Source organism: Dolichospermum flos-aquae CCAP 1403/13F, from assembly GCF_012516395.1.
Classification (GTDB): Bacteria; Cyanobacteriota; Cyanobacteriia; order Cyanobacteriales; family Nostocaceae; genus Dolichospermum; species Dolichospermum lemmermannii.
Genome location: NZ_CP051206.1, coordinates 2,014,970 through 2,039,163, shown reverse-complemented (window position 1 = coordinate 2,039,163; position 24,194 = coordinate 2,014,970). Strand labels below are relative to the sequence as shown.

Annotated in this window: 25 protein-coding genes and 2 pseudogenes; 15 read left to right on the top strand and 12 right to left on the bottom strand. The window is 37.7% G+C overall.

Annotated elements, in window-relative coordinates:
- Positions 1-123: 123 nt before the first annotated feature.
- The 4 genes from HGD76_RS09965 to HGD76_RS09950 all read right to left on the bottom strand — a co-directional run bounded on the left by HGD76_RS09965 (position 124) and on the right by HGD76_RS09950 (position 5,840).
- Entirely contained in the window at positions 124-1,617 is a 1,494-nt protein-coding gene (locus HGD76_RS09965) for an NADH-quinone oxidoreductase subunit M (RefSeq protein ID WP_168695674.1), read from the bottom strand.
- Positions 1,618-1,835: 218 nt separating this feature from the next.
- Entirely contained in the window at positions 1,836-3,695 is a 1,860-nt protein-coding gene (locus HGD76_RS09960) for an NAD(P)H-quinone oxidoreductase subunit F (RefSeq protein ID WP_168695673.1), read from the bottom strand.
- 303 nt (positions 3,696-3,998) lie between these two features.
- Positions 3,999-4,193 carry a hypothetical protein gene (locus tag HGD76_RS09955; RefSeq protein ID WP_015079417.1) on the bottom strand — a complete coding sequence of 65 codons (195 nt, stop codon included), beginning with the start codon at positions 4,191-4,193 and terminating at the stop codon, positions 3,999-4,001.
- A 279-nt stretch (positions 4,194-4,472) separates the two neighbouring features.
- Positions 4,473-5,840: a DNA cytosine methyltransferase gene (locus tag HGD76_RS09950; RefSeq protein ID WP_168695672.1), complete on the bottom strand. Its 1,368-nt coding sequence runs from the start codon at positions 5,838-5,840 to the stop codon at positions 4,473-4,475.
- Between the two features lie 82 nt (positions 5,841-5,922).
- Here HGD76_RS09950 and HGD76_RS09945 point away from each other — a divergent pair, with 82 nt between their 5' ends.
- Positions 5,923-7,458 carry an FAD-dependent oxidoreductase gene (locus tag HGD76_RS09945; protein WP_168695671.1) on the top strand — a complete coding sequence of 512 codons (1,536 nt, stop codon included), beginning with the start codon at positions 5,923-5,925 and terminating at the stop codon, positions 7,456-7,458.
- Positions 7,459-7,471: 13 nt separating this feature from the next.
- On the opposite strand, the gene HGD76_RS09940 is transcribed toward HGD76_RS09945, so the two are convergent.
- Both HGD76_RS09940 and HGD76_RS09935 read right to left on the bottom strand, forming a co-directional pair.
- Positions 7,472-8,656, bottom strand: a complete 1,185-nt coding sequence (locus tag HGD76_RS09940) for a CBS domain-containing protein (RefSeq protein WP_168695670.1) — start codon at positions 8,654-8,656, stop codon at positions 7,472-7,474.
- Positions 8,657-8,899: 243 nt separating this feature from the next.
- Entirely contained in the window at positions 8,900-9,241 is a 342-nt protein-coding gene (locus tag HGD76_RS09935; RefSeq protein WP_015079420.1) for a recombinase family protein, read from the bottom strand.
- A gap of 133 nt (positions 9,242-9,374) precedes the next feature.
- Here HGD76_RS09935 and HGD76_RS09930 point away from each other — a divergent pair, with 133 nt between their 5' ends.
- From HGD76_RS09930 to HGD76_RS09910, 5 genes are all read left to right on the top strand, one after another.
- On the top strand, positions 9,375-10,031 hold the full coding sequence (locus HGD76_RS09930) for a nucleoside monophosphate kinase (protein ID WP_168695669.1): 657 nt from the start codon (positions 9,375-9,377) through the stop codon (positions 10,029-10,031).
- Positions 10,032-10,241: 210 nt separating this feature from the next.
- Positions 10,242-10,601 (top strand): thioredoxin family protein, encoded by a 360-nt coding sequence (locus HGD76_RS09925; protein ID WP_015079422.1) that lies wholly within the window; start codon positions 10,242-10,244, stop codon positions 10,599-10,601.
- A 12-nt stretch (positions 10,602-10,613) separates the two neighbouring features.
- On the top strand, positions 10,614-10,967 hold the full coding sequence (locus tag HGD76_RS26100) for a hypothetical protein (protein ID WP_015079423.1): 354 nt from the start codon (positions 10,614-10,616) through the stop codon (positions 10,965-10,967).
- A gap of 2 nt (positions 10,968-10,969) precedes the next feature.
- Complete coding sequence (locus HGD76_RS09915) at positions 10,970-11,425, top strand: CBS domain-containing protein (protein ID WP_015079424.1); 456 nt, start codon at positions 10,970-10,972, stop codon at positions 11,423-11,425.
- 159 nt (positions 11,426-11,584) lie between these two features.
- Positions 11,585-12,142 (top strand): CBS domain-containing protein, encoded by a 558-nt coding sequence (locus HGD76_RS09910; protein ID WP_148761982.1) that lies wholly within the window; start codon positions 11,585-11,587, stop codon positions 12,140-12,142.
- Positions 12,143-12,278: 136 nt separating this feature from the next.
- Here the strand turns inward: HGD76_RS09910 and HGD76_RS09905 are convergent, their stop codons facing one another.
- Positions 12,279-13,217: a putative 2-dehydropantoate 2-reductase gene (locus tag HGD76_RS09905; protein WP_168695668.1), complete on the bottom strand. Its 939-nt coding sequence runs from the start codon at positions 13,215-13,217 to the stop codon at positions 12,279-12,281.
- Positions 13,218-13,337: 120 nt separating this feature from the next.
- On the opposite strand from HGD76_RS09905, the gene HGD76_RS09900 reads away from it, so the two are divergent.
- Both HGD76_RS09900 and HGD76_RS09895 read left to right on the top strand, forming a co-directional pair.
- Positions 13,338-13,739 carry a CO2 hydration-associated protein CupS gene (locus tag HGD76_RS09900; protein WP_015079427.1) on the top strand — a complete coding sequence of 134 codons (402 nt, stop codon included), beginning with the start codon at positions 13,338-13,340 and terminating at the stop codon, positions 13,737-13,739.
- A gap of 207 nt (positions 13,740-13,946) precedes the next feature.
- On the top strand, positions 13,947-14,276 hold the full coding sequence (locus tag HGD76_RS09895; protein ID WP_015079428.1) for a hypothetical protein: 330 nt from the start codon (positions 13,947-13,949) through the stop codon (positions 14,274-14,276).
- Between the two features lie 144 nt (positions 14,277-14,420).
- On the opposite strand, the gene HGD76_RS09890 is transcribed toward HGD76_RS09895, so the two are convergent.
- The 5 genes from HGD76_RS09890 to HGD76_RS09870 all read right to left on the bottom strand — a co-directional run bounded on the left by HGD76_RS09890 (position 14,421) and on the right by HGD76_RS09870 (position 19,066).
- Positions 14,421-14,621, bottom strand: a complete 201-nt coding sequence (locus HGD76_RS09890; protein ID WP_168695667.1) for a hypothetical protein — start codon at positions 14,619-14,621, stop codon at positions 14,421-14,423.
- Between the two features lie 367 nt (positions 14,622-14,988).
- Complete coding sequence (locus HGD76_RS09885; RefSeq protein WP_168695666.1) at positions 14,989-16,344, bottom strand: UDP-N-acetylmuramoyl-tripeptide--D-alanyl-D-alanine ligase; 1,356 nt, start codon at positions 16,342-16,344, stop codon at positions 14,989-14,991.
- 96 nt (positions 16,345-16,440) lie between these two features.
- Positions 16,441-17,445, bottom strand: coding sequence for a S1 family peptidase (locus HGD76_RS09880; protein WP_168695665.1), 1,005 nt, complete (start codon positions 17,443-17,445; stop codon positions 16,441-16,443).
- Between the two features lie 22 nt (positions 17,446-17,467).
- Positions 17,468-18,265: a S1 family peptidase gene (locus HGD76_RS09875; protein WP_233467162.1), complete on the bottom strand. Its 798-nt coding sequence runs from the start codon at positions 18,263-18,265 to the stop codon at positions 17,468-17,470.
- 156 nt (positions 18,266-18,421) lie between these two features.
- On the bottom strand, positions 18,422-19,066 hold the full coding sequence (locus tag HGD76_RS09870; protein ID WP_168695663.1) for a COP23 domain-containing protein: 645 nt from the start codon (positions 19,064-19,066) through the stop codon (positions 18,422-18,424).
- A gap of 827 nt (positions 19,067-19,893) precedes the next feature.
- Here HGD76_RS09870 and HGD76_RS09865 point away from each other — a divergent pair.
- The 7 genes and pseudogenes from HGD76_RS09865 to HGD76_RS09835 form a co-directional block, all read left to right on the top strand.
- Positions 19,894-20,244: pseudogene (locus HGD76_RS09865) on the top strand (ferredoxin:protochlorophyllide reductase (ATP-dependent) subunit B); the annotation flags it as partial.
- Positions 20,245-20,271: 27 nt separating this feature from the next.
- Positions 20,272-20,523: pseudogene (locus tag HGD76_RS09860) on the top strand (DUF6883 domain-containing protein); the annotation flags it as partial.
- A 3-nt stretch (positions 20,524-20,526) separates the two neighbouring features.
- Positions 20,527-20,778, top strand: a complete 252-nt coding sequence (locus HGD76_RS09855; RefSeq protein WP_168632477.1) for a DUF4926 domain-containing protein — start codon at positions 20,527-20,529, stop codon at positions 20,776-20,778.
- 192 nt (positions 20,779-20,970) lie between these two features.
- Positions 20,971-21,153 carry a type II toxin-antitoxin system Phd/YefM family antitoxin gene (locus HGD76_RS09850; RefSeq protein WP_168632476.1) on the top strand — a complete coding sequence of 61 codons (183 nt, stop codon included), beginning with the start codon at positions 20,971-20,973 and terminating at the stop codon, positions 21,151-21,153.
- 21 nt (positions 21,154-21,174) lie between these two features.
- Entirely contained in the window at positions 21,175-21,501 is a 327-nt protein-coding gene (locus HGD76_RS25320; RefSeq protein ID WP_233467160.1) for a hypothetical protein, read from the top strand.
- A 194-nt stretch (positions 21,502-21,695) separates the two neighbouring features.
- Positions 21,696-23,081: an ammonium transporter gene (locus HGD76_RS09840; RefSeq protein WP_168695662.1), complete on the top strand. Its 1,386-nt coding sequence runs from the start codon at positions 21,696-21,698 to the stop codon at positions 23,079-23,081.
- Between the two features lie 280 nt (positions 23,082-23,361).
- Positions 23,362-24,174: an SGNH/GDSL hydrolase family protein gene (locus tag HGD76_RS09835; RefSeq protein ID WP_168632474.1), complete on the top strand. Its 813-nt coding sequence runs from the start codon at positions 23,362-23,364 to the stop codon at positions 24,172-24,174.
- The last annotated feature ends 20 nt before the right edge of the window (positions 24,175-24,194 follow it).

The window sequence follows — 24,194 nt, the reverse complement described above, 5'->3', positions numbered from 1 at the left end:
GAATTTCTCGTTCCCATACTCTGTGTGGGAATGAATTCTAGAAGGCTCTGCCTTCAATAATATTAGAATTAGAGGCAGAGCCTCTGTGATAGCATTCCCAGTCGGAGACTGGGAACGAGATAACTACTTCAAGGCAATTACGGTTTTTGCGGTGGTGGGAACTGCCGCTACCATAGCGGTAGTTGTGGTTTCACTCCAACGCACTAACCAAGTGGGTTGTACTCCCAAAAAGATAATTAAGAATGCCAAAATTAGCGCGGGAACTTTTTCATTCCATAATACTCTGGGATAGTAGGCTAGGTTATTTTGCAGTTTGCCAAAACAGGTACGGTTGAGAAGAATAAGAAAATAAACTGCGGTTAAACCAGATGCTACTACACATAAAATTGTGGGAATGGGAAAGCTGGAAAAACTGCCTTGAAAGGAAATAAATTCCGCAATGAAACCTGTTAAACCGGGAATACCAGCACTAGCCATGCCACTTAAAACCAGCAAGGCACTAATTAATGGTAAACCGCGAATAGGACTCATTAAACCACTAAGTTTATCTAATTCTCTTGTCCCAACTTTGGTTTCAATAACTCCGACTAAATGGAAGAGAATAGCGAGAATAATTCCATGACTAAACATTTGGGCGACTGCGCCAACTAATGCTAAGGGTGTGGCGGCTGCTGCTGCTAGTAAAATATAGCCCATGTGGCCGATAGAACTATATGCTACCATGCGTTTGATGTCTGTTTGGGCGATCGCTACAACTGCCCCATAAATCGCGCTAATTGCCCCCCAAATTGCTAAAGTTGGGGCGATAATCTGCCAAGTTTGGGGAAACATTCCCAAGCCAAATCGCAATAGTCCATAAGTTCCCAGTTTTGCTAATATTCCCCCTAGCAAAATAGCAATAGGTGTGGAAGCTTCAACGTAAGCATCAGGTAGCCAAGTATGGAAAGGAATTAAAGGAATCTTAATGCCAAAACCTAAAACTATTCCTGCTAATAATACTAATTGCATTCCCGCAGAAATGTTTTGAGTCGCCACAGCATCAAAGGCAAAACTACGAGAACCAGTTAACCATACCATGCCTAAAAATGTGGCCAAAATTAAAGCCCCAGAAATGGCTGTATAAATCAGGAATTTCATGCCCGCATAGGCTCGTTTTTCTCCTCCCCAAATGGAGATTAGTAAATAAAAGGGAATTAATTCCAATTCATAAAATAGGAAGAACAAAAGCAAATTTTCTGATAAGAAAGCACCAGCAACGCCACCACTAACAAACAAAATCAGGGAATAAAATAACCGAGGACGTTCTGTATCTTTACTACTGCTGTAAATAGCAATCCAAGTGAGGAAGCTATTTAATACTAACATTAATATTGATAATCCATCAACTCCTAACTGATAATTTAAACCTAATGTTTCATTCCAAGGTAGATATTCTGTAAATTGCATCCCTGGATTGCTGATATCAAATTTTAACAAAATGAAAATATTCCACAGCAAAACTAAACCTGTGACAATTAAAGATACTAACCGAATCTGACTCGCAGGAACATTTTTTGCTGGATAAAAACCGATGATTATAGCGGCTATAATTGGTAGCCAAATTAAAACACTCAACATATTTATTAATTGGTAATTGGTAATTGGTAATTGGCAATAGATTAGCTATTACCAATTGATTTATGATGAATTAACTAACTAAACTAACTTTGCCAATATCTAAGTCGTAATAACCACCAACTATTTTAAGTTTGTTGTTAGTCATTGGATTAACCTTGATATGACAAAAATTGCCACTATTATTTTAGATTATTATCAGCAATCTAAATCATAGATATTTAGAAAATTAAATTCATGAACTGAATTCCCCAAAAAGGCCATGTCACCCAAGCACCTAAAAAACCGACTCCTAACAGAACTGTTAAGGCATAAAATTGAGTTTGTCCATTGTTACTATATTTCAAGCCTTCACCACCCAATAGAGAGAATAAACCCACAGAGTTGACAATACCATCTATTACAAATCTGTCCAGCATATCGGCAAATTTAGAAAGTTGGGCAACGCCGAAAATAATGGTAACTTTGTAAATTTGAGGGGTGTAAAAATCGTAAGCAAATAAATTTTGTAAACCTTGCCAGGGTAAACGAATTGGTTTGGGAATGTTGCCTAAATAGATGATGCTACTAATACTACAACCGAAGATACTAGACCAAATTAATAGGAGGGCAACATCTTTATTTAATGTTGCCCAGTCTGGAAGTAATGATAAACTTTGCAACACTAAAGGCAGGTGTAAAACAAAGCCAGATAAAACCATCATTGGTAACACCATTAACCATAAAGCTTCGGGAGAACGTTCACTCATTTGTTTGGGTTTACCACCAAAGATTAAAGCAAATTCTCTAGTTAAACTAAATGTAGTTAAGGCATTAACAAAAATTACTATTCCTACTAAAGTCGGATGTGTTTCCCATAAACCATCAGCTAGTTTAAATAATGCCCAAAAACTACCTAAAGGGGGAAAACCAATTAAACCCAACGTCCCGACAATAAAGGCTAAACCAGACATGGGACGACGTGACCACAATCCACCTAATTGGGTAACATCTTGGGTGACACTATTCCAAACAATGCCCCCGGTACTCATAACTAATAATGCAGCGGATACGGCATGGGTGAGAACTAATAATAATGCGGTTTCATCCTGCTGTGTGCCTACAGCAATAAATATCAAGCCCATGTAAACACTGACAGAATAGGATAAACAGCGTTTAATGTCAATTTGAGCGATCGCAATTAACGCCCCACCAATAGCTGTCACCGCCCCAATCGCCACTATCGCCGAAGATGCCACAGGTGATAAACTAAACACAGGTTGCAATTTAATTAATACCCATGCCCCACTGGCCACTACCACCGAACTCCGCAAAATTGTACTGGGAACAGGTCCCTCCATGGCCTCATCTAACCATAGGTGCAAAGGAAACTGGGCGCATTTACCCATTGGCCCAGCAATTAATCCGAAACAGACTAAAGTGATAATTGTGGGGTCAACATTCGCCGTGGCCGCCCATGCAGTTAACTCTGTATAATTCCAAGTTCCTGAGAGTGTCCAAAGTCCCAAGACACCCATTAATAAAAACAAGTCTCCCACCCGTTTAGTCAAAAAAGCATCACGCGCCCCAGTCACTACCAAGGGTTGACTAAACCACAAACCTACTAATAGGTAAGTTCCCAATGTGAGGACTTCCAGAATTACATAAGTGGAAAATAAATCGTTACACAAAACCAAAGCACAAAGACCAGCTTCAAATAATCCTAATAAAGAAAAGAAGCGTCCCCAACCCCAGTCCATTTCCATGTAACCAATAGCGTATATCTGCGCCAGCAAGTTCAAGCCAGTAATAATAATTACTGCCCCGATGCTGACAGCAGAAATTTCTAAATTAATTGTCAGATTTAAACCTGCTGTTGATAGCCAAGGAATAAATACTTCTTTAGCTGGATGATTCCAAATAGCAAAGAAAGCAAAGACGGCATGGAAAAAGGAGATAAAGGTCATCACCACGTTGACATATCCCGCCGGTCGAGGACCAGTTTTGCGAATGATTCCCGGCGACCAAGGTATAGCTAAAAGCCCACCTATCAAAGCATAAACCGGAATTAGCCAAACAGTGTCTACTAAATACTGATCCATTAAATTACCTCTATAGTTTGCAGCAAAAATTAAAGAAAACACACCAAGTAGCGTTGATCCCTATCAACTTAGTGATGACAGACAATGAAAATTTATCTTTATTTAATATTGTTAGAAATAGCTTACCTTTATCTGTGCCAAAAAAGAATTACCTAATTAGACAAATTCACGATATTTTCTGTAAAGAATTCTTATATTTCAATAGATTGAATTATTAAATAGCAACTATTACATTTAGTCTATGGATTGTATTTGTCTATAGTATCTATAGTATAGGGGCGGTATTTTCCACCCCGATCAAATTCACACTTTAGCAATTATGTCAAGTTGCAAATTGGGTAAATTACTTGACGCAATGATTACGACTGGGCTGAGTTGACTAACGGGCGCTGGCTTCATATCCCGATAATCAATAATTTGGACAACGATTAGGTATGCAATAGCCAGAAGTATAGAAATTGCACCTGTAATAATCGCAACTATCTGAGAACGGTTCATAAGTGTTTCCTACAAATTAAGTTATTGAGAGACTTAGAGGATGTTTGAAAAGTTTTGAATGTATAAATTGACCCCTCTCCAAACCTCTCCCCGACGCGGGGAGAGGCTTTGAAAACCCCATTCCCTGGTAGGGAAGGGGGGCAGGGGGTTAGGTTTTTGGAGATTATGGGTTTCATCTGATACTTTTCAAACAACCTCTTATATATCTAGATTGCCATAAATTCTGAAATCAGTTTCATTTGCCAAAATATATCTGAAGCTGATAGGATAATGAAAAAGTTAGATATCAAGAACTCTCAGTAATTCTTTAGCTACATATTCAACAACAGGTACAGGAACAGCATTACCAAACTGTTTTTTAGCAACCTCATCTTTTTTATGGTATTCAAAATTCAGAGGAAATCCTTGTAATTTACAAGCGTGTTTTGCAGTAATGGGTATATATTTCTGCGGTTGATAGATTTTTTCTAAGAAAAGATTTTTATATTCCTGTGGATGATTAGCATGAATAGACACAGTTGCAATATAGTCTTTAGAACCAGTAGCAGTTAAAGTTGGGAAAATTTCAGCAGTAGGTAAAATAATTCTATAAATATTATTAATACCTGTCATATTTTTAGAATTTACAAATTCATATTTATGATCAGATGTTAACCGGAATATTCCTTTTTTAACTAAAATATTTAATTCATTTATCCCTATATCAATTATTATTTCTCGAAAATTGTCAAAAGATAAAGGATTACCATCTTTATCTCCATATTTTTTACTTCTTCTATATTTAAGAAGTGTTAAGCAAATCATTTTTTCTCTATCACTCGTATTGATAATATCCCAAGAGTGAATTGTTGTATGTCCATTCCTTAAATCAGAAAAAATGAAAAAATCATTTAACTCATCATCTTTTTGAAATCTCGTTCTTGATGGTGGAATTACACCTTTAAATAAAGTATTTGCATCTAGTTTAACTTTTTCAACAAAATTAATATTTTTTAATTCATCCAAAATATCTAGAACTTTTGGGTGAATATTCAAAGGTTTAGGAAATTTATACTCCTGACATCTTTCTATATCCCTTCTAATCCCAACAATAAAAACTCTATCTCTATTTTGAGGTAAACCAAAATCGTAAGCATTAAGAACTTTCCATTTCACGCAATATCCTGTATTTGCTAATTCGTTAAGAATCAGTTCCAAATTATCCCGATTTTTAGGACTTGCTAATCCACTAACATTTTCAAAAATGAATCCTTTCGGTTGATTTTTATTCACTAGTCGAATTACATCAAACCATAATTTTCCTCGCTTGTCTTCAAATCCTCTTAAACAACCGGCAACAGACCAAGGTTGACAGGGAACACCACCGACAATGATGTCAACACTATGTGGAAGTTGACTAATTTTTGTGATATCTCCTAATTCAATTTCATGTTTATTAAAGTAACTAATAAAATTTTGCTGATAAACTTTAATTGCTTGTTTGTCTATTTCAGAATAGCCTAAACATTGACCACCTAATTTATCTAAAGCAATTCTAAATCCACCAATACCAGCAAAAAGATCAATAAAAGTGAATTGTTTTTGATGAGTTACTAATTTTAGAGGTAATTCTACTTGTTTTGATATTGGTGAAAATATAGATTTCATATTTGTTAGCTATTGTATCAACTAACTACTACATAGTTATAAATTTAGTATATCATCAAATACACAGATGGAATTAAATTTTATGTCCCTAACCGAAGAAATTCTTTCCCAACTCCCAGGCGATGTTTTAGGCGGCTTGCGCCGGACTGACAGCATATTAGCATTGTTGCGAACAGGTAACGCACCCATACCCAACGTAGTTACAGAAAATCCCAAAAATTTAGAATCTGTAGAATTTGATGTCATTATCTGCGGTGGAACTTTAGGAATTTTGATTGGTTGCGCTTTAGCTGTACGTGGTGTGGGCGTAGCCTTACTAGAAAGGGGAATTTTGCGCGGAAGAGAACAGGAATGGAATATTTCTCGCAAAGAGTTAGAAGTATTTCGGGAATTGGAATTGTTGACAGCAGACGAATTAGCACAAGCTATCGTCACTGAATATAACCCCGCAAGAGTTAGCTTTCAAGGAGGTACAGAAGTTTGGGTAGAAGATGTTCTTAACATTGGTGTCAATCCTATTTATCTCCTCGAAACCTTAAAAACCCGCTTTCTTAAGCTTGGAGGAAAGTTATTTGAAAATACACCATTTAATGATGCAGTAGTTCACCCAAATGGAGTCATAGTCAATAATCAATTTACTGCAAAATTGTTACTAGATGCTATGGGAAATCTTTCTCCAATTAGCCAACAAGCGCGTCAAGGAAAAAAACCAGATGCGCTTTGTTTAGTTGTGGGAACTTGTGCTAAAGGATATCCAGAAAATAACTCAGGAGACTTGTTGTTATCTTTCACAGCTTTGGAAAATCAATGTCAATATTTTTGGGAAGCATTTCCCGCAAAAGACGGAAGAACAACCTATCTATTCACTTATTTAGATTCAGCACCAGAAAGATTAAGTTTAGAAACTTTATTTGCTGAATATTTACGCTTGTTACCAGAATATCAAGGTGTGGAAATTAGGGAATTAAATTTTCAACGGGCTTTGTTTGGTTTCTTTCCTAGTTATCGTCAAAGTCCTCTGCAAACCCCTTGGAATCGGATTCTCCCAGTGGGAGATAGTAGCGGTAATCAATCACCTTTAAGTTTTGGTGGTTTTGGGGCTATGGTACGTCATTTACAAAGGCTAACTTTAGGAATTGCAGAAGCATTAAAAACTGATCAATTATCTGCCCAATCTTTGGCAATATTGCAACCCTATCAACCGAGTTTAAGTGTAACTTGGTTATTCCAAAAAGCCATGAGTGTAGGTGTAAATCAGAAAATTAATTCCAATCAAATTAACCAATTACTCTCCGCTGTATTTGCCCAAATGCAGCAGTTAGGAACACCTATTTTAAAACCTTTTTTACAAGATATTGTTCAGTTTTGGGCGTTAACAAAAACTTTGTTAAAAACTGGTTTATCTCATCCTTTATTAGTTGCGAAGATCATTCCCCAAGTTGGTTTATTGAGTTTGTTGGATTGGATGTTACATTATGTGAATTTAATTGTGTATACTAGTTTGTTCTCTCTAAGTCCAAGATTAGAACCATTAGTTAATAATCTATCACCAGAAAACCGATATTATTGGCATCGGTTAATAGATAAATGGAAGTTTGGTTCTGGTAGTGATTATTAGTCCTATATATTTTTCAGCTATGAAGACAATGGCGGATTTTTTGCATCTCCGTTGTCGCTAAACCTAAATACATTTGCTGTAATTCTGTGGATAAATCAGGGTTTTTGATCAAATGTTCTATCCGGCTTTGCACAGTAGCAATCAAGTTATCTAAGTTTTCGTCAGCAACTATATGTTGTTTCTGTATCTGCTTTAAGTCTGGCTGTAGTGGTAGTTCGGTGGAGTTACTTTGGTTATGGAAAGATTTAGCTTTTTCGGTTTCTAATTGAGCTACAGTTATTTGTAATGTTTCTATGACTCCATACATCTCCAGTGGATCAAATATTCGCAACAAGCTGGTTTGAGTGACGATAGCTAACTTTGCTCCCCAATCCCAGGATACAACTAATCGCTGCACTCGTCGCTGCTGCATTTCTTGATGGGCAGACCAGAGGGAATCTTCTGGACTTAGCAAAAATAAGGGTGTACTCATCACTGTTTTTGCCTCAATTTGAGCCAAATTTAATCCCAATGCTTGAAATTGTACGATGTCTCTTTCTGTCACAATTCCTACTGGTTTAAAGGCTGATAAGACATCGTTCCAGGAATCTGTTTTGACTATCACCACGCAACTAACTTGATTTTCCGCCATCATCTGCGCCAAGCTGAGTACGGAGGCTGTAGGTGGTGCATGAATTACCTGAGTTGTCATTACTTCTGACACCCGCCGCATTTTCAGCAAGTTGGTGGGGCGCAAAATTTGTCTAATACTTTCTGGGGAGACAATCCCCACGAGTTGTTCCTCTGCATTGACTATCACCAAGTGGCGAATGCGATATCGTCGAAACAAAAACAGTGCGGCAAAGATATCCCGAAATGCAGTTTCCGCTAAGGTTATGACTGGATGCACCATGACATCAGCTATTTTCACATCAGCAAAATCTCTACCCGCCGCTGTAAGTTTGACAATATCTCGCTCTGTGAAAATACCCAGTATTTCTGTTTCTTCCATGACTAAAATACAACTTGAACGCGTACCTCCCATGGAACTAAAGCCAATTGCTGAATCAAAATCAGGTAATAAACAACTATTACCTCGCGTCTGATTCATTAAATTCACAACATTAATTAGGGAAGTATGGGGCGCAACAACCAGTGGATGCCTATCTATCGCCTCTTCTAAGCAGGGAACGCCAATGAGTGGGTCATCAATTTGCATGGTTGACAATAGCTGATAAAGTTAATTTATAAAGTTTTGTAAAGTTTTTTGTCATATACATATTATTTCTACAAATTTCAGTTATGATATGAGGGATGTAAAGGATAAATCGAGGAAACAGTTTACATATAAAGGGTTTAACGATTAAAAGGTAAATGGGGGATAAAATTTAAAGTTGTCTATCCAAATAGGGCAAAGAAGACATTTTTACTTTGTGGTTCTAAATCAGAGCCAATGTGGGCATCAGTCTTCGTCCATGCCGGAAATTCTTTGTATTTTACCATACAGCCTGTCTAAAACCCTTTTAACTGATACAGGTTGCCACTGACTGCCTCGCTTGGTTGTATATCCTTGCTGGTTAAGCCACGCGGCAATTTGTGGAAGTGATTTTCCTGACTTGTGGTGACGGCGAATTAATTCAATGATCTGTTGTTCAGATGGATTCTCTACTAGTTCACCATTAACTGACTGTTGACCAAAAGCAGGTGAACCATAGCCGGCATAGCCGCCACTGGCAGCTTTCGCTTTCCTGGCTTGGTCTAGCTTTTCCCACAGGTAAGAGTCTTTTGATTTTTCAGTTGCCATAGTTTTGAGAATTCAATCACCTCTGTAGATATGATATCTCAAATATTGGCTATTCCTAGAGGAATCTTATATTTGGGGATTGTATTGGTTGTTGATTTCATCTCATTTTCAGTTGGAAATAGGGGGTGTTTGAATGCGATTGATTTTCTTAGGAGTACCGGGTGCTGGCAAGAGTACCCAGGGGGCAGCACTGTCAAGCCAATGGCAAATTCCCCATATTTCCATTGATGATATATGCCGTCAGGCGATCGCTAAAGAGACTTCTTTCGGCTTAAAAGTCAAGCCGTATATAGAAAGAGGTGATTTAGTTCCAGATGATTTCATTCTTGATATCATCCGCCAACACTTCAGTCATTCCTCTGCCCAACGGGGTTGGATTCTGGATGGATTTCCTAGTAATTTATCCCAGGTGAAACTTCTTGATCAATTACTATTAGAAATCCGGGCTAAAGGCAACACTGCATTATCAGAACGGCCTTACGACCAAGTTTTTAGCTTTTATGTCCCAATTGATGTTTTGGTACAAAGGTTACTGCAACGAGGTCGCTCAGACGATAATCATGAGGTTATTTATAGGCGAATAGAAGTCTATCAGGAGCATTCTACTCCCTTAATTCAGCATTATCGCCAACAAGGTTGTTTAACTGTGATTAATGGCGATCGCCCAGTCGAAATAGTAACTCAGTTTTTACAAGATTCTTTTTCTAAGTCTCGTTTAATAGGAAACAAAAAAACTTTAAATGCTAGAAAAAGATTAATCAAAGCAGGAAAACAGATTTTATCTGCATGACACAAAAATAAAGTAAAAGTCCTGAGTATTTTATGCGAAATAAAAGAAAAATCAAAAGATTGAAATTTCTATGGCATCAGGGTTATAGCACTTCTGAGATTGGCTTTACCTCAACAAACAACTTAACTCATGGACATTCCATCTTATCCTTGACAATTTCCCATTTCCCAACCACATAATCACCAATTTTAATTTTTACTGGAGAAACCTATGGCTACTTCTGAAAGTCCGAATGAAACTCTTGTTCAATATATCCAAAAATCAGACTTTGAATCGCTCTTAGAGGCGAAAGAGTTGTTTGTCATGGACTGCACCGCAACTTGGTGCGGACCTTGTAGGATGGTTGCTCCTTTAATGGATCAACTAGCCCAAGAATACAAAGATCAGGCAAAAGTAGTCAAATTAGATGTTGGTGATGGCGAAAATCAAAGCATTGCTAAAAAGTACGGTATTCGCAGTATTCCCGCAGTTATGTTTTTCAATCATGGCGAATTATCAGAAATAGTTGTTGGGGTAGTTCCCTATGAGAAATTCACCACAGCTTTAAACAAAATACTTTCACCTTCTTGAGGGGGTTTCTCCATGCAGAGAGCGTATATATTTCCATGTCCTAATTGCGGTAGTGAAGCAAAACGTCAGTTTTTAACTGATGGAAAACTAGCTCACAAGCATTCTTTGATGAATCAAATTATCCGCACAGAGTGTCCAGTTTGTGACTACCTGATGGTAATGCGCTCTCTGGATGGAAGTGTCATTGAAGCTTACGCACCCGGAATACCAAGTAATTTTCAACCATTAACTACATCTAATCTTTCTCCAAAAGTGTCTGAGCAGCAAATATTAGAAATGAGTGAATCTATTTCCATCTGCTCCATATTTAGACATTTACCCAATCAAAGTCCCACAGACTCATACCCATTACTTTCAGGATTTTAACCATGATCAAAGCTGAAGACATAATGACCACAGAAGTTGTCACAATCCGTGGTTCAGCAACCGTAGCCGAAGCCGTAGCACTGATGAAAGAACGCCATTTGCGATCTTTAATTGTCGAACCTCGCACAGAAAATGACCCCTATGGCATGATCACTGAAACTGATATTGTTTATAAAGTTGGTGCTTATGGTAAAGACTCCAAACAAGTGCGAGTTTATGAAATTATGACCAAGCCTTGTATTGTCGTCAATCCTGAACTTGGTGTGGAGTATGTAGCCCGCTTATTTGCCAATACAGGCATCCGTCGCGCCCCTGTAATTAAAGGTAAGCTATTAGGAATCATCTCAATTACCGATATCCTCAGAAAAAGTGACTTTGTGGAAAACCCAAAAAGCTATTTTGAAATGTATTGTCAAGAATTTCCCAATGCCTTAGAAGCCAGAATTTACGAAGATTAAATCCAAGAATTCATGGTTTTTTGCTCAGTCAAGCATACTCATTTACATAAGAATAATCAGCAATCTAGAGAAAGCTGAAACTGGCTTTTTGCAAACTCAATACAATTCACAAGTTACCCACAAGTTTCAATCCAACTATTAACAGGAATTTATAAACCGATGATGAAAGCTGAAGACATAATGACCACAGAAGTGATTACAATTCGTGGTTCAGCAACCGTAGCGGAAGCTGTGGATTTGATGAAATATAAAGGTTTGCGATCTTTAATTGTGGAACCTCGTACAGAAAATGACCCCTATGGCATGGTCAGTGAAACTGATATTGTCTATAAAGTTGCTGCTCACGGTAAAGACTCCAAACAAGTGCGAGTTTATGAAATTATGACTAAGCCTTGTATTGTCGTCAATCCTGAGCTTGGTGTGGAGTATGTAGCTCGCTTGTTTGCCAATACTCGTATTCGTCGCGCTCCCGTAATTAAAGGTAAGCTGTTAGGAATCATCTCAATTACCGATATCCTCAGAAAAAGTGATTTGTTTGAAAATCCAAAACGTATCTTTATTGAGGACGAAATAGAAGTTGCACGGGAAGAAGCGAGAACAATTTGTGCAACTAAGGGCGATTCTTCTCGTGAATGTGCAGCAGCTTGGGATATTGTGGAAGAACTTCTGGCAGTAGCATCTGACCAAAGATTAGTGAAGGAGAATGTTGTCGAATAAATATTATTTGCCTTGCCTGATTTGCCCAAAATTCTCATAGGGGTAAAGGTTTTTTCTTGCCTTTGTCCCTTTAAATAACACCTATAAAGATAGTTGATTTGTCCATTTTTTGGATAGGATGAGTCAGGATTTAGATTTAACTTCTATTTCTTATATCCAAAAACTTCAATTGTTGATATAAACAACGAATTTGCTGCAAATTTACACCTGCTAATTCTGCTTTTCTTAATGGATTACCAAAAATTGCTTCTATTTCCAAAGGACGTTTTTCATCAAAATCAATTTTCATGCTGGTGCGGTAAGGTTTCATTTTCACGGTGTAATCTAACATTGTTTCTATGAAACTTTCAGGAATAATTCTGCCCGTAATTTTTGCCCCTGCGACTACTTCCCACATCAAACTTTCTACTAACTGACGAGTATATATATCTGTCATTAATTCATCGGTTCTCCCATCAAGAATCACAGATAAGCCATTATAGGGAATATTCCAAACTAACTTTTTCCAACGTCCTAATAGTAAATCTTCTAATAGTTCTATTGATATACCGGTATTTTCAAAATCTGCGGCAATTTCTCGCATTTTTTTAGTAATGCCAATTGATTGATAATTAGATGTATATTCACCTAATGTAATTTGTCCATAATCTAAATGATGAATATGTCCTGGTGCAACTTTATTAGAACAGAGAAAACATAAACCCCCAATAACGTGGACATTATTCACAATTTCCGCAACTTCTGCTTCTATACCCAATCCATTTTGTAATACCAATACTACCCCGTCATCTTTAACTATTGGCGGTAATAAATCTGGTAAAAGTTGATTTTGGGTAGTTTTTAGTGATACTATAACCACATCACACTGTGGCATCTTGTCTACATTGTTATAGGCATTAACTTGAGAAAGGGTAAAGTCACCGTCTTTAGACTCAATAATTAAACCTTGTTCGCTTACCTGTTGATAATCACTTTTGAGTAGATAATGAACTTCTAAACCGGATTTTTGCAGTTTTGCACCATAAAATCCACCTAATGCACCAGTCCCCAATATTGCATAAGTGCGTTTATCCATTTTATGTATAAAAAAATATTCAGAAAATCATCAGAATATATTTTATCAGAATTGTCATTAATAAAACTTAAACATGATTTACTATTTTTTAGAACCTTTGGTAGATGAGAGGTAAAGTCAATGCCTGATATTGTTGATATTGCAGTTAGTAATGATGCGTTTAAAACTTTAGTGGCGGCTGTCCAAGCTGCTGGGTTAGTGGAAACATTAAAAAGTCCTGGTCCATTCACCGTATTTGCACCAACTGACGACGCTTTTGCTAAGTTACCCCCAGGCACGATTACAACTTTATTACAAAATATTCCTCAGTTAGCAAGGATTTTAACCTATCACGTCGTGCCTGGTAAGTTAACAAAGGCTGATTTAGCAAAACTTGGTACTGTAACTTCTGTGGAAGGTTCTCCTATTAAAATTAATTGTGATGATGGTTTTGAGGTAAAAAATGCCACAGTTTTAGCAGCAGATATTGATGCTGATAATGGCGTGATTCACGTTATTGATACTGTGATTTTGATGGGTTAATCGGAGAGAGTTTTTCATCTGGGAGACATTGTAGAGACGTTTCTGACAGCGTCTCTATCATTAATAAATTTAGTTGCCAAGGCTAATTCTTTAAAAATTGTTACATAAATGGCGTAATTACTCACTTTTAAGGTAATATAATCTTATTAATGATATTATTGATAATAAAACTTAATAATAAGAACCTACAATTATCCCCAAAAATTAATGTTAGATTTCAACACCTTAATCGAATTTTCCCGCAACAACTGTATAGGCATTTGTGCCTTTCTTGTTCCAGCTAATATCCTGACAACCTTATTCACAATTGTCCTCACCTTCCTAAATCGTCCCATGCTTCAGGTGTGGATATCTGTTGGATTTGCTTGTCTGTTTGCTAGTATCATGCTTCTGCACGTTTACACTTGGTTCATGATTGGTGTAGTTATGCCACCAACTTATATTTTGTTATCCCTAGCAATTACCTGTTTATTAACTAATCTTTTGGTAATTATGTGGCGAAAAAATTCTCCACAATTGTTTTCTTTTGGTAAGTAATTACAACAGAAGTCAGAATTTCACGATTGCTATAAACCTGATATTTGACTTTTTTATAACCTGTCAGAATAGTAGTAAAAAATAAAAATTACTATTCTGACTATTAGTAATAGCTGTTAGTTATTTAACAGCTATTTTCTAATTTTAATGACCCCAATATTTTCCGTTATAACCACTCTTGGAATTGTTGTGAGAGTAATTGTTTTTATGAGACCAACAACTATGATAACCTCCACCAATAACATTTTGTACTTCCTCATTAGCTAGTTCATTGAGAAAACTAGCGGGATCATTAAATAAATCATAACCGACAGGAAGTAGTGTGGATATTTGGATATTAGTCATGATAATTCCTCCTTATTATATATTGTCTTGATATCAAACAAATGAGATTAGACTTGATATTGACTAACCTTACTTTTGATTCTTCCAAAAATAATCCATAAATTCAAGGCTTTGATCTCAATGGATAAGACTTTATTGAAATATTTTTGTCTAGCTATTGATAACAATTAATGGTTTATTTTCATTCGTTAAACGACATTTTAGATTGTTTTTTGCTATATGGTAGAGATGTTTCATGGAACATCTCTACAAAAGATGTAATTTTCTTGTGGATGATATTTCTGAGAAAATACCGACTTAATTAAGTTTGTTTTGTCTAAACTATAGCAAATAGACAACATATTGAAAATACAATTTTCAACTCTTTTTAATTGGTGAATTCTGCCCGTAATTGGTTGACAACTCGATCTAATCCCACAGAATGGGCTGCTTTGAATAATAAGCGATCGCCTGTTTGCATAAATGTTTTTAATCTTGTTACCAAATCGGCATGATTAGTGAAACATTCACAAGATATATTATTGGCACTATTAGCCATAATTTCCGCATCTTTACCATCAACTAATACTAATAATCCATCAAGATGCAAACTTTTGACCATTTCCCCGACTTTTTGATGAAGTTCTGGGGATCTTTCTCCTAATTCCTTCATTGCCCCTAAAACCGCAATTTTTCGCTTTCCGGGTGTGTCTGCTAACAACTGCAAAGCCGCTAACATGGCTTCTGGGGCGGCATTATAGGTTTCATCTAAAATCACCACATCATTAGCTAAAGTGAAGCGTTGACTTCTACCTGTGGGCATATTTACCATGACCCCAGATTGTAATAATTGCCAATCAATTTCTAATACCTTAGCTACTGCTAAAGCTGCTAAAAAATTGGTAGCATTATGACGACCAGGTAAAGGTAAAGGTAAACGGATGCCAGCAACTTCTACAGTTTCACTATCAATTAATTTTCCTTGGATATCACCACCAGAAAAGCCATAACTGATAACTTTCCCTTGCCAAAATTTCGCTGCTGTTGTCATTAATAAGGGGTTATCATGATTAAGAATGGCGATACCATCATTTGGCATTGTTGCTAATAATTCACACTTAGCTTCAGCAATGGCTTCTTCTGAACCAAGTAACTCAATATGTGCAGTTCCCACATTGGTGATTACCCCAATTGTCGGTTTAGCAATTTCTGTCAGTTCGGCAATTTGTCCCCTGCCTCGCATTGCCATTTCAATCACAGCAAAGTCATTTTCTCGACCCATTTCTAACAGGGTTTTGGAGACTCCTATTTCATTATTAAAATTCCCGTAGGTTTTATGAACTTTTCCTTTTGTGGCTAAAACTGCGGAAATTAATTCTTTAGTTGTGGTTTTCCCTACTGAACCTGTGATGCCAATTACAGGAATAGTAAAGCTTTCACGCCACCATTTAGCAATTTGTTGATATGCCTTTAAAGTATCTTTAACCCGCAAAACTGGAAAACCGGGATTTTCGTAAGCATGATCAACTATGGCAACTATAGCCCCTTTAGCGATCGCTGTCGCGACAAAATCATGTCCATCAAACTTTTCTCCTCGCAAAGCCAAAAAGACTTCACCCGGTTGCAAAATGCGAGTATCTGTTTGTATCCCCATCCCCAACTGAGTTAAGGTAGACGCAGATACATTCACCGATTCAGCTTGAAGTTCTTCAAGCAGTTGAGAGATAGTGATAGAGACTGACATATTGATAAATGACAGGGTATTTTAAAGCTATTTACATTAACATTTTTTGTGTCATTTTCAATAAAATTTAAAATCTCCACCTTGGCGGCATTTTCCTTATAAACCTATATTAGGGTTATTAGGGTTATTAGATTTTGGTGCATCGAAAAGCTCTAATTGATTAGTAGTCGAATTATATCGGTATTTTAGACCAGTTAAAGGAGGTCTAGGCTCAACACAGTATTCTTTATTGCCAAACATAATTGATACTACTTGTCTACCAGGTTCACAAGCTGTAGGATTGTATCCGAAATTTTGAATAATCTGCAAATTTCGGTCATTGGAGGAGATTTTTGCTGACTCAGATTGGGGGATTGTCTCCGTGTCACTTGAGATAACTTTCCCTTTGGTTAACTGCAAATAAGTTTTAATAGGAATGCCGGCATTAAATCCCGATTTAGTAGCATCTGCAAGTCCGTGAATGGCTACAAGATTGCCATTAATATCAAATACACCTCCTCCACTATTACCAGTCAAAGTATTGGCATCATAAACCAAACTATAACCATTTCGGAGATTCTGATTAAAAACAATTCTCCCTCCTGTAAAAGCAAAGTCTCTATCTGCACCTTTTTTGCCAAATACGGCTGGAAAACCAGCAACAAAAATGTCTGTACCAATTTCCAATGGCTTATCTTCAATAACAACAGGACGATAATATTCTGAGTCTGGAGCTTGAAATGTAATAATTGCTAAATCAACTCCATTTTGATCTGTCTGTAAAACTTGACGATTTTTCATAACATACTCTTTCCCTGTGTAGGTACGAATTGAGTAATTGATATCTTGAGAGCAATTAATCTTCCCTGGTCGTTTTATGGCACTACAAACAACATGATTGGCAGTTAATACAGTGTAAATATTATTTTCTTCGTCAATAATCACTCCTGAACCTCCAGGAGAACCATTATCTTTGCTATTGATTTGGACTATAGATTCTCTGACATTTTCGGCGATTCCTTGAGGTACACTGTTAGCTAATACTGGAATAGTTATAGCCATTGCTGTTATTGCCGATATCCCCAAAAATACCCTAGTTAATTGATTAGTTATTAAAAGCATATTCAATATTTTTGATTTTTTTTCAGTAATTATGTAAATTTTGCTCAACTAGATTTTGTGTCTCCATAAAATCAATGACTTTAGTAATAGGAATAGCCCAACTTAAAGAGTCTATTTTTGCATAAATTTGTTGATTAGGTACAGAACCATCAGTAAAAGCCTTAATACCCTGGAAGGGATACTTTAATAAGCCATTAATTGCTATTAATTCTCCTTTTTGATTTAAAAGTGGTCCACCGCTCATCCCTTGCCTAACATCATTAGTATAACCAACTTGGTAACCTCCAGGAAGTGTTTTCGCAAGTTGCATTTCGATCTTTCCCGTTGTTAAATGAAAAGCTCTAATTCCCCAATTACGAGTTTCTTCAAATCTGGTAATTTTGTTTCCTTCTCGGATAAAATTCCAGGCCGGAAACCCTGCTGCATATACTTTTTCTCCCTCTAGTATTTTTGGTAATTTCTGCAATTCTACTACTTGATAGTTTTGTTGGCTAGTAAATTCTACCAATGCCAAGTCCAAGGTCGCAATTTTAACTTGAGTCCTATCCCGTGCTGAATACAGCTTACCATCAACCGTCATGACTTGATAGCCATGTTCAGGGTTATCTGCCACTACATGATGGTTTGTTAGTGCTAGATAAGTTTGCCCATGACGCTTAATAATTACTCCTGATCCAGAACCAAACTTAGTGATAATTCTGACAGTTACTTGTTTGGCAATTTCTGAGGCATTGACATTGATTGTCTGGACTGAATTTCTCAAATCTTGCTCAGATAAAGTTACAGCTTGAGCATTCGATTCCACAACAAACTTACTCATAAATATAGTCAGGAGTAATAATAAAAAAGATTTTTTATATAAGAAAAAAATATGATTTATCATGCAATAATTTTCCGAAAATTGCTAAAAAATGACAAAAAAATAAGTAGGAATCAGGGTTCAGTATTTTTCGCTAAACCCTGACAAAATAATCAACTAAAATTTTGGAGTTGCAGATTTACGATTTGCATTACCCATAGTTGCTTTTTCCCAATCTCCTAAATTTACTTGAACACGATTATCAGTTGTTTCTAAAATTGCAGTCGCGCTCGAACCTTCACGGCTAATTTTCACGATTTGGGACAGAATTTCTTCTGCTTTTTCAGCATTTTCCGGTTTCAGCGTCAGCAGAACATTGTTTTTATTACAACCACTATCTGTCATCGAGACTACACAAATTACGGTACTACCACTAACCTTGCCAGTCATTAAAACGACATCTTTCAAACTACCACCACTGTCAGCTACAGCTTTATTCAATTTTGGTGTGACGATACCGCAACGTTTTTCTGGACTATATTTGCCACCAAAAGCATCAGCACCCTTTTTAGTCCAAATAATTAAAGGAATTGGCTGTCCACCGGGACGTTGACCAATTGTAGCCACGTTACCATTATTTTCCGCAACGCAACTAAATTTAGTACCAGTGACCGCTGAATCACTAACCCCTGCATTATCAACGGGTACATTATTGACTGAATTATCTACAGGAGGCTTGGCTTGGACTGTGGACGTTAATCCTAAACCACTAGATAGAGCTAAAGTTGCAATTAATACGGGGGCAGCTAATGGAAATTTCATAAGAATATCCGGTAAGTGGGAAACTCAGCGGCTTTAGCCCTGAGAGGGATGGTATGGCTAACGCCACGCTACGCTATCGACATGGCTCACCAGCCACGGCACGAGCGGTTTTAACCGCCTTGAATATTTTTTCATTACCGCCTTGGAGTTGGTAAATTCGGTGTACTTTTGTAATGTACTTTCAACGGGACAATTACCGATTCAAAATTCCCAACTCTGTACGCATAATGAATGTTTTGCTCCAAAGAGCCTCCCATTTCTGGGGTAATGTTAGCTTAGACCAGTTATAAGAGCTTTTTAGACTTGCAACACTGTTTCAGTGACCTTAAAACTGTTTAATTGCAAATGACAGAGCAGGGAACTAGCTACGCATTCCGGGGTGTCGTGACTCAAATAACGGCTACCCTTCGACTATGCTCAGGGTGGTCTGGTCAGCACGGCTTGCTTGATTACTCTTGCAAGCCCAGTCCCTTTAGGGCTGGGTTACTGACAGTTTAATCCTAAATCTTACAAATGTAGAAACGAAGTTTTTGGGTACAACTTTTCCAGAGAAAATACTGCATCAATATTTTAATACACAGAGGCAACAGATTGACTTATGACTTAGATAATTACTAGCCTCTTTTTCGCGGAGGATGGCATTGCAGCGAAGTTAAGAGTCTGAGTTTACCATAAGTCCGATTATATTGGTAGCTTCCCGCAGTTAAACCAGGATGGGGGTTAACACAGTATTGTTTGCTATCAATAATAATTGTAATTATACCATGTCTATGTTGAAAACCATAATTATTGAAAGTAGTGAAATTTCTGCGTAAAGCTTTGTTAAGATTGCAGCACCTATTCACGTTCAGAATTTCCCCATTGGTTACAAACCATTTATGGGTTATGAAGGTACAAATCAAATCACTGATTTAATCTACAATTCCTTCACTTTGGGAATGGAAGATCACTTATTAGAAATCTTTGGTGGACACGATACAAAGGAAGTAATTACCAAAGGAATTTCTGCGGAATCTGGTTTGAATTGGACAAAAGATGGACAAGCAGAATTGAATAAAATTCCTGGTTTTGTGCGCGGGAAGGTGAAGCGAAATACTGAAAAGTTTGCCCGTGAGCGTGGGTTTAAAGATATCTCGGCTGAGGTTTTGTATGCTGCGAAGGAGTCTGTAGGAGCGTAGGTTTAGGGGTTAGGTGACTATAGATCCAGATATCTAGCTTTAGCAGGATATAACCAGGATAACTGGGAAGTTCTCAAGAACGATATAATAAGATCCGTGGCAGGTTCTGAAATTGCAGAAGTGACCCCTACTGATTATGGAACTCAGTTTGCTGTTAAGAGCCAATGGCATGGACAAAATGGCCGCTTACTCAGGGTTATCACTATCTGGCAACAGGATGAAGGAACAGAAGTATTAAGATTTATAACTTTAAAACCTGATAGATCAAAGGAGAATTAAACAATGACAACAGCCACCTTATTCCAATGGGTAGAACTAAAGCAAGATGTTCCAAACAGCCCTATAAAAGCTGGTAATAAGGGCGTTGTCTTAGATCATCTAAATCCTACTACAACCCAGCCAGAACCAGGATATATTTTAGAAGTCTTTGAAGATGGTGAAACGCTAGATGTCGTTTCTGTTCCTATTTCCTGGGTTAACCCCCTACCTGAAACTTGGGGAAGTGTTGAATATAATATTAGACAGACAGCTTAAAACCCCAATCACCGCCTCAGAATGAATCTGAGTCTAATAACAAAAGTCGTCTCAAGACGACTAAAATAATTAATCATTGAGTCCGTTTTAACGGACTTCGGCTATTAGACTGGGAATTAATTCCCAGACGGGTTAGAAAGCTAACTGATAATATTGAAAAATATCAGCTACAGCATGAGAAAAAATCCCACAATGTCCAACCAAACAAACTTAACAGATGCTCGTAATAACCTAGCTGAAATCTGCGCTCAAGTAGTTGCAGATAGAGAAGTAATGATTATTACCCAACCTGATGGTGAAAACGTCGCCCTCATTGCTGCTGAAGAATTAGAAAGTTTATTAGAAACAACAATTGGATTTAGCCTTAGAACGTAAACACACATTGGAGGCGTAAATATGACAGAAAATCCTTATATTGGTTCTTCTCTTGATGCGTTTTTAGAAGAAGAAGGAACATTAGATGAAATCAATTTAATAGCTATTAAAAGAGTTATTGCTTGGCAGATTCAAACTGCAATGGCTATTGCCAGATTCAGATCCCCGACTTCTTTAAGAAGTCGGGGATCTTGTTGTTCATATTTGTTGGATGACTTTAGATATGTCTTTAAGCCGGGGAGTGTCAATTATCTCTTCTTTGTTCTAACTCCTACTCTCTGGCTGATACCACGTTGCGCTATCAGTGAAAAACTTTTTCAGGCAACCATAATTACTTCCTCTTTCTAGATCAGGAGAATATGTAAATATTGCATAATAAAATGAACATCAGTGCAAATTTTAAGTTAGATAAAAGATCAGATTTTTGCGAAAATTACTGAAAAATTAAACATTAAGTAACTTTAAAGACAGAAAAAAGTAGCAAATAATACGAATTATATTTAATTAAGACTAATATTGTAGACACAGAGGAGCGAAAATAAATGTTCAAAAAAGTAGTCATTATTGGGTGTTTAACCCTATTTCTGTTGGTAGGGTTATTAACAGGAAATGCCCTTGCAGAAGCCGCTGCTGCACCCCCTCCTAATTCAGGCGATACAGCATTTATGCTGATTTCATCAGCCTTAGTATTGCTAATGACACCGGGATTAGCCTTCTTTTATGGTGGGTTTGTGCGATCGCGCAATATCCTCAACACATTGATGATGAGTTTTGTGTTGATGGGCATTGTCGGAGTCACCTGGATTCTCTGGGGTTATAGCCTTTCATTTGCCCCTGGGTTGCCCTTTATCGGTGGTTTGCAGTGGTTTGGGTTAAACGGTGTCGGCTTAGAAACAACAGGCTATCTGCAAGGTTCAGACCCTGGGGAAGTTGTTTCTTATGCGGGGACAATTCCCCATCAAGCATTCATGATCTATCAAGCCATGTTTGCAATTATTACCCCAGCCTTAATTTCGGGAGCGATCGCCGAACGGATGAGTTTCCGCGCCTATTGCCTATTTGTCCTGCTCTGGTCAACTTTCATCTACACACCCCTGGCACACATGGTTTGGGCAAAAGGAGGATTTTTAAGTTTATATGGCGGCATCGGCGCTCTAGACTTTGCTGGTGGGACAGTAGTACATATTAGTTCCGGTGTGTCAGCATTGGTAGCAGCAATTGTTCTCGGCCCCAGAAAAAACTATCCAGATCGTCTTAGCCCTCCCCATAACGTCCCTTTTATTTTGTTAGGTGCTGGCTTGCTTTGGTTTGGTTGGTTCGGCTTTAACGCTGGTAGTGCCTTATCCGCAGGAACAGTAGCTACAGTTGCCTTTGTTGCTACCAATACATCAGCCGCCGCTGGGGGATTAATGTGGTTAATTTTAGAAGCCACATTACGGGGAAAACCCACCGCAGTAGGCGCGGCCACAGGTGCGGTAGCTGGTTTAGTTGGGATCACCCCAGCCGCCGGATTTGTCACACCTCTAGGAGCAATTCTCATCGGTTTTATTACCGCCTTCTTCTGCTTCTATGCTGTCAGTTTCAAGCACAAATTGCGGATTGATGATGCCTTAGATACCTATTTCGTTCATGGTGTTGGTGGGACGATTGGCGCAATTTTAACAGCTATTTTGGCGACAACCGAAGTTAATAGCGGCGGTAAAGATGGGGTATTGCGTGGTAACTTCGGTGAATTATTTGTAGAATTAGGAGCGATCGCCCTAGCCTATATCATTGCGGCTGTCGGGACTTGGATCATTCTCAAAATTATTGCGGCTACAATTGGTTTACGAGTTCCGGATCAAACTGAAGATCAAGGTTTGGATATCAACGAACACGGAGAAGAAGGTTATAACTCCGAGTTTGCAGATCGAATTTCTAACAAATAGATATAGATAATGTAGAGACGTTACCTATAACGTCTCTACATTCAGAAATAAACCGCATTTTCCCAAAGAAACTAGATTCTGAGCCGTTAATCCTATAATCTTGATCTCAATTACCAATTAGAAAACTCCACCAGAAATTTTGGCAGATTTTTTATTTGTGTATCTCTCTTACCAGATTTACAATGAAGTTTAATATTGGTCATTTTTATCAGTCGTGTTTAACCGTGTAAAAACCTTTCCTGCTTGGGGATTCTTGTCACTGTTAACTAACCTTATCCTAATGTTAGCGGTCATTTTATTGATTTGGCGACAGCAAAAAATAACCCCTATGGTAGCAACGACAGCTATCCCAAATCCCCCAGAACCAGTTAACCTTAACTGGAAAAATCAATATGTACCACCAGAGTTAGGCCCCCGTCATCAACTCAGTTATCCCCAATGGTTGGATATGCTCAAGCAAGAAGCTAAAATAACCGCTGACAAAAATCCCCAACGGTTAACCATACTAGCGGGAGATTCTCTGAGTTTATGGTTTCCACCAGAATTATTACCGGAAGATAGAAATTGGCTAAATCAAGGAATTTCCGGCGAAGTTAGCAATGGACTGTTACAAAGATTAGATTTCTTTGACCGCACCCAACCAGATATGATTTTGGTGATGGTAGGTATTAATGATCTAATTCGCGGGCTAGAGGATCAGGAAATTCTCACTAATTATCGCCAAATTATCAGCTATCTACGCAGAAAACACCCCCAAGCAGAAATTGTCATTCAGTCAATTTTGCCACATGGTGCGGGGGGGACAACTTGGGAAGGAAAAGAAAAACTCCTAGCTATTCCCAATTCTCGAATTCGCAAATTAAATCAGGAACTGAATAACATCGCTATTAAAAAAGGCGCGAGATATCTCAATTTACATCCCCTATTCACCGATCAACAAGGTAATCTTCGTTCAAATTTTACCACCGACGGTTTACATCTGAGTCCCCCTGGTTATCTAGTTTGGCGGACTGCTTTGCAAATGTATACTAACCAACAACTAACACCCCAACTTCCTCAACCACAAAAGGTACAGTCAACAAATAGGATATAAATCCAAAATTTCTATCTAAA

Coding starts and splice junctions, on each gene's coding strand:
- HGD76_RS09965 (WP_168695674.1), bottom strand. CDS start 1,617: ATGTTGAGTGTTTTAATTTGGCTACCAATTATAGCCGCTATAATCATC.
- HGD76_RS09960 (WP_168695673.1), bottom strand. CDS start 3,695: ATGGATCAGTATTTAGTAGACACTGTTTGGCTAATTCCGGTTTATGCT.
- HGD76_RS09955 (WP_015079417.1), bottom strand. CDS start 4,193: ATGAACCGTTCTCAGATAGTTGCGATTATTACAGGTGCAATTTCTATA.
- HGD76_RS09950 (WP_168695672.1), bottom strand. CDS start 5,840: ATGAAATCTATATTTTCACCAATATCAAAACAAGTAGAATTACCTCTA.
- HGD76_RS09945 (WP_168695671.1), top strand. CDS start 5,923: ATGTCCCTAACCGAAGAAATTCTTTCCCAACTCCCAGGCGATGTTTTA.
- HGD76_RS09940 (WP_168695670.1), bottom strand. CDS start 8,656: ATGCAAATTGATGACCCACTCATTGGCGTTCCCTGCTTAGAAGAGGCG.
- HGD76_RS09935 (WP_015079420.1), bottom strand. CDS start 9,241: ATGGCAACTGAAAAATCAAAAGACTCTTACCTGTGGGAAAAGCTAGAC.
- HGD76_RS09930 (WP_168695669.1), top strand. CDS start 9,375: ATGCGATTGATTTTCTTAGGAGTACCGGGTGCTGGCAAGAGTACCCAG.
- HGD76_RS09925 (WP_015079422.1), top strand. CDS start 10,242: ATGGCTACTTCTGAAAGTCCGAATGAAACTCTTGTTCAATATATCCAA.
- HGD76_RS26100 (WP_015079423.1), top strand. CDS start 10,614: ATGCAGAGAGCGTATATATTTCCATGTCCTAATTGCGGTAGTGAAGCA.
- HGD76_RS09915 (WP_015079424.1), top strand. CDS start 10,970: ATGATCAAAGCTGAAGACATAATGACCACAGAAGTTGTCACAATCCGT.
- HGD76_RS09910 (WP_148761982.1), top strand. CDS start 11,585: ATGATGAAAGCTGAAGACATAATGACCACAGAAGTGATTACAATTCGT.
- HGD76_RS09905 (WP_168695668.1), bottom strand. CDS start 13,217: ATGGATAAACGCACTTATGCAATATTGGGGACTGGTGCATTAGGTGGA.
- HGD76_RS09900 (WP_015079427.1), top strand. CDS start 13,338: ATGCCTGATATTGTTGATATTGCAGTTAGTAATGATGCGTTTAAAACT.
- HGD76_RS09895 (WP_015079428.1), top strand. CDS start 13,947: ATGTTAGATTTCAACACCTTAATCGAATTTTCCCGCAACAACTGTATA.
- HGD76_RS09890 (WP_168695667.1), bottom strand. CDS start 14,621: ATGACTAATATCCAAATATCCACACTACTTCCTGTCGGTTATGATTTA.
- HGD76_RS09885 (WP_168695666.1), bottom strand. CDS start 16,344: ATGTCAGTCTCTATCACTATCTCTCAACTGCTTGAAGAACTTCAAGCT.
- HGD76_RS09880 (WP_168695665.1), bottom strand. CDS start 17,445: ATGCTTTTAATAACTAATCAATTAACTAGGGTATTTTTGGGGATATCG.
- HGD76_RS09875 (WP_233467162.1), bottom strand. CDS start 18,265: ATGAGTAAGTTTGTTGTGGAATCGAATGCTCAAGCTGTAACTTTATCT.
- HGD76_RS09870 (WP_168695663.1), bottom strand. CDS start 19,066: ATGAAATTTCCATTAGCTGCCCCCGTATTAATTGCAACTTTAGCTCTA.
- HGD76_RS09855 (WP_168632477.1), top strand. CDS start 20,527: ATGACAACAGCCACCTTATTCCAATGGGTAGAACTAAAGCAAGATGTT.
- HGD76_RS09850 (WP_168632476.1), top strand. CDS start 20,971: ATGTCCAACCAAACAAACTTAACAGATGCTCGTAATAACCTAGCTGAA.
- HGD76_RS25320 (WP_233467160.1), top strand. CDS start 21,175: ATGACAGAAAATCCTTATATTGGTTCTTCTCTTGATGCGTTTTTAGAA.
- HGD76_RS09840 (WP_168695662.1), top strand. CDS start 21,696: ATGTTCAAAAAAGTAGTCATTATTGGGTGTTTAACCCTATTTCTGTTG.
- HGD76_RS09835 (WP_168632474.1), top strand. CDS start 23,362: ATGTTAGCGGTCATTTTATTGATTTGGCGACAGCAAAAAATAACCCCT.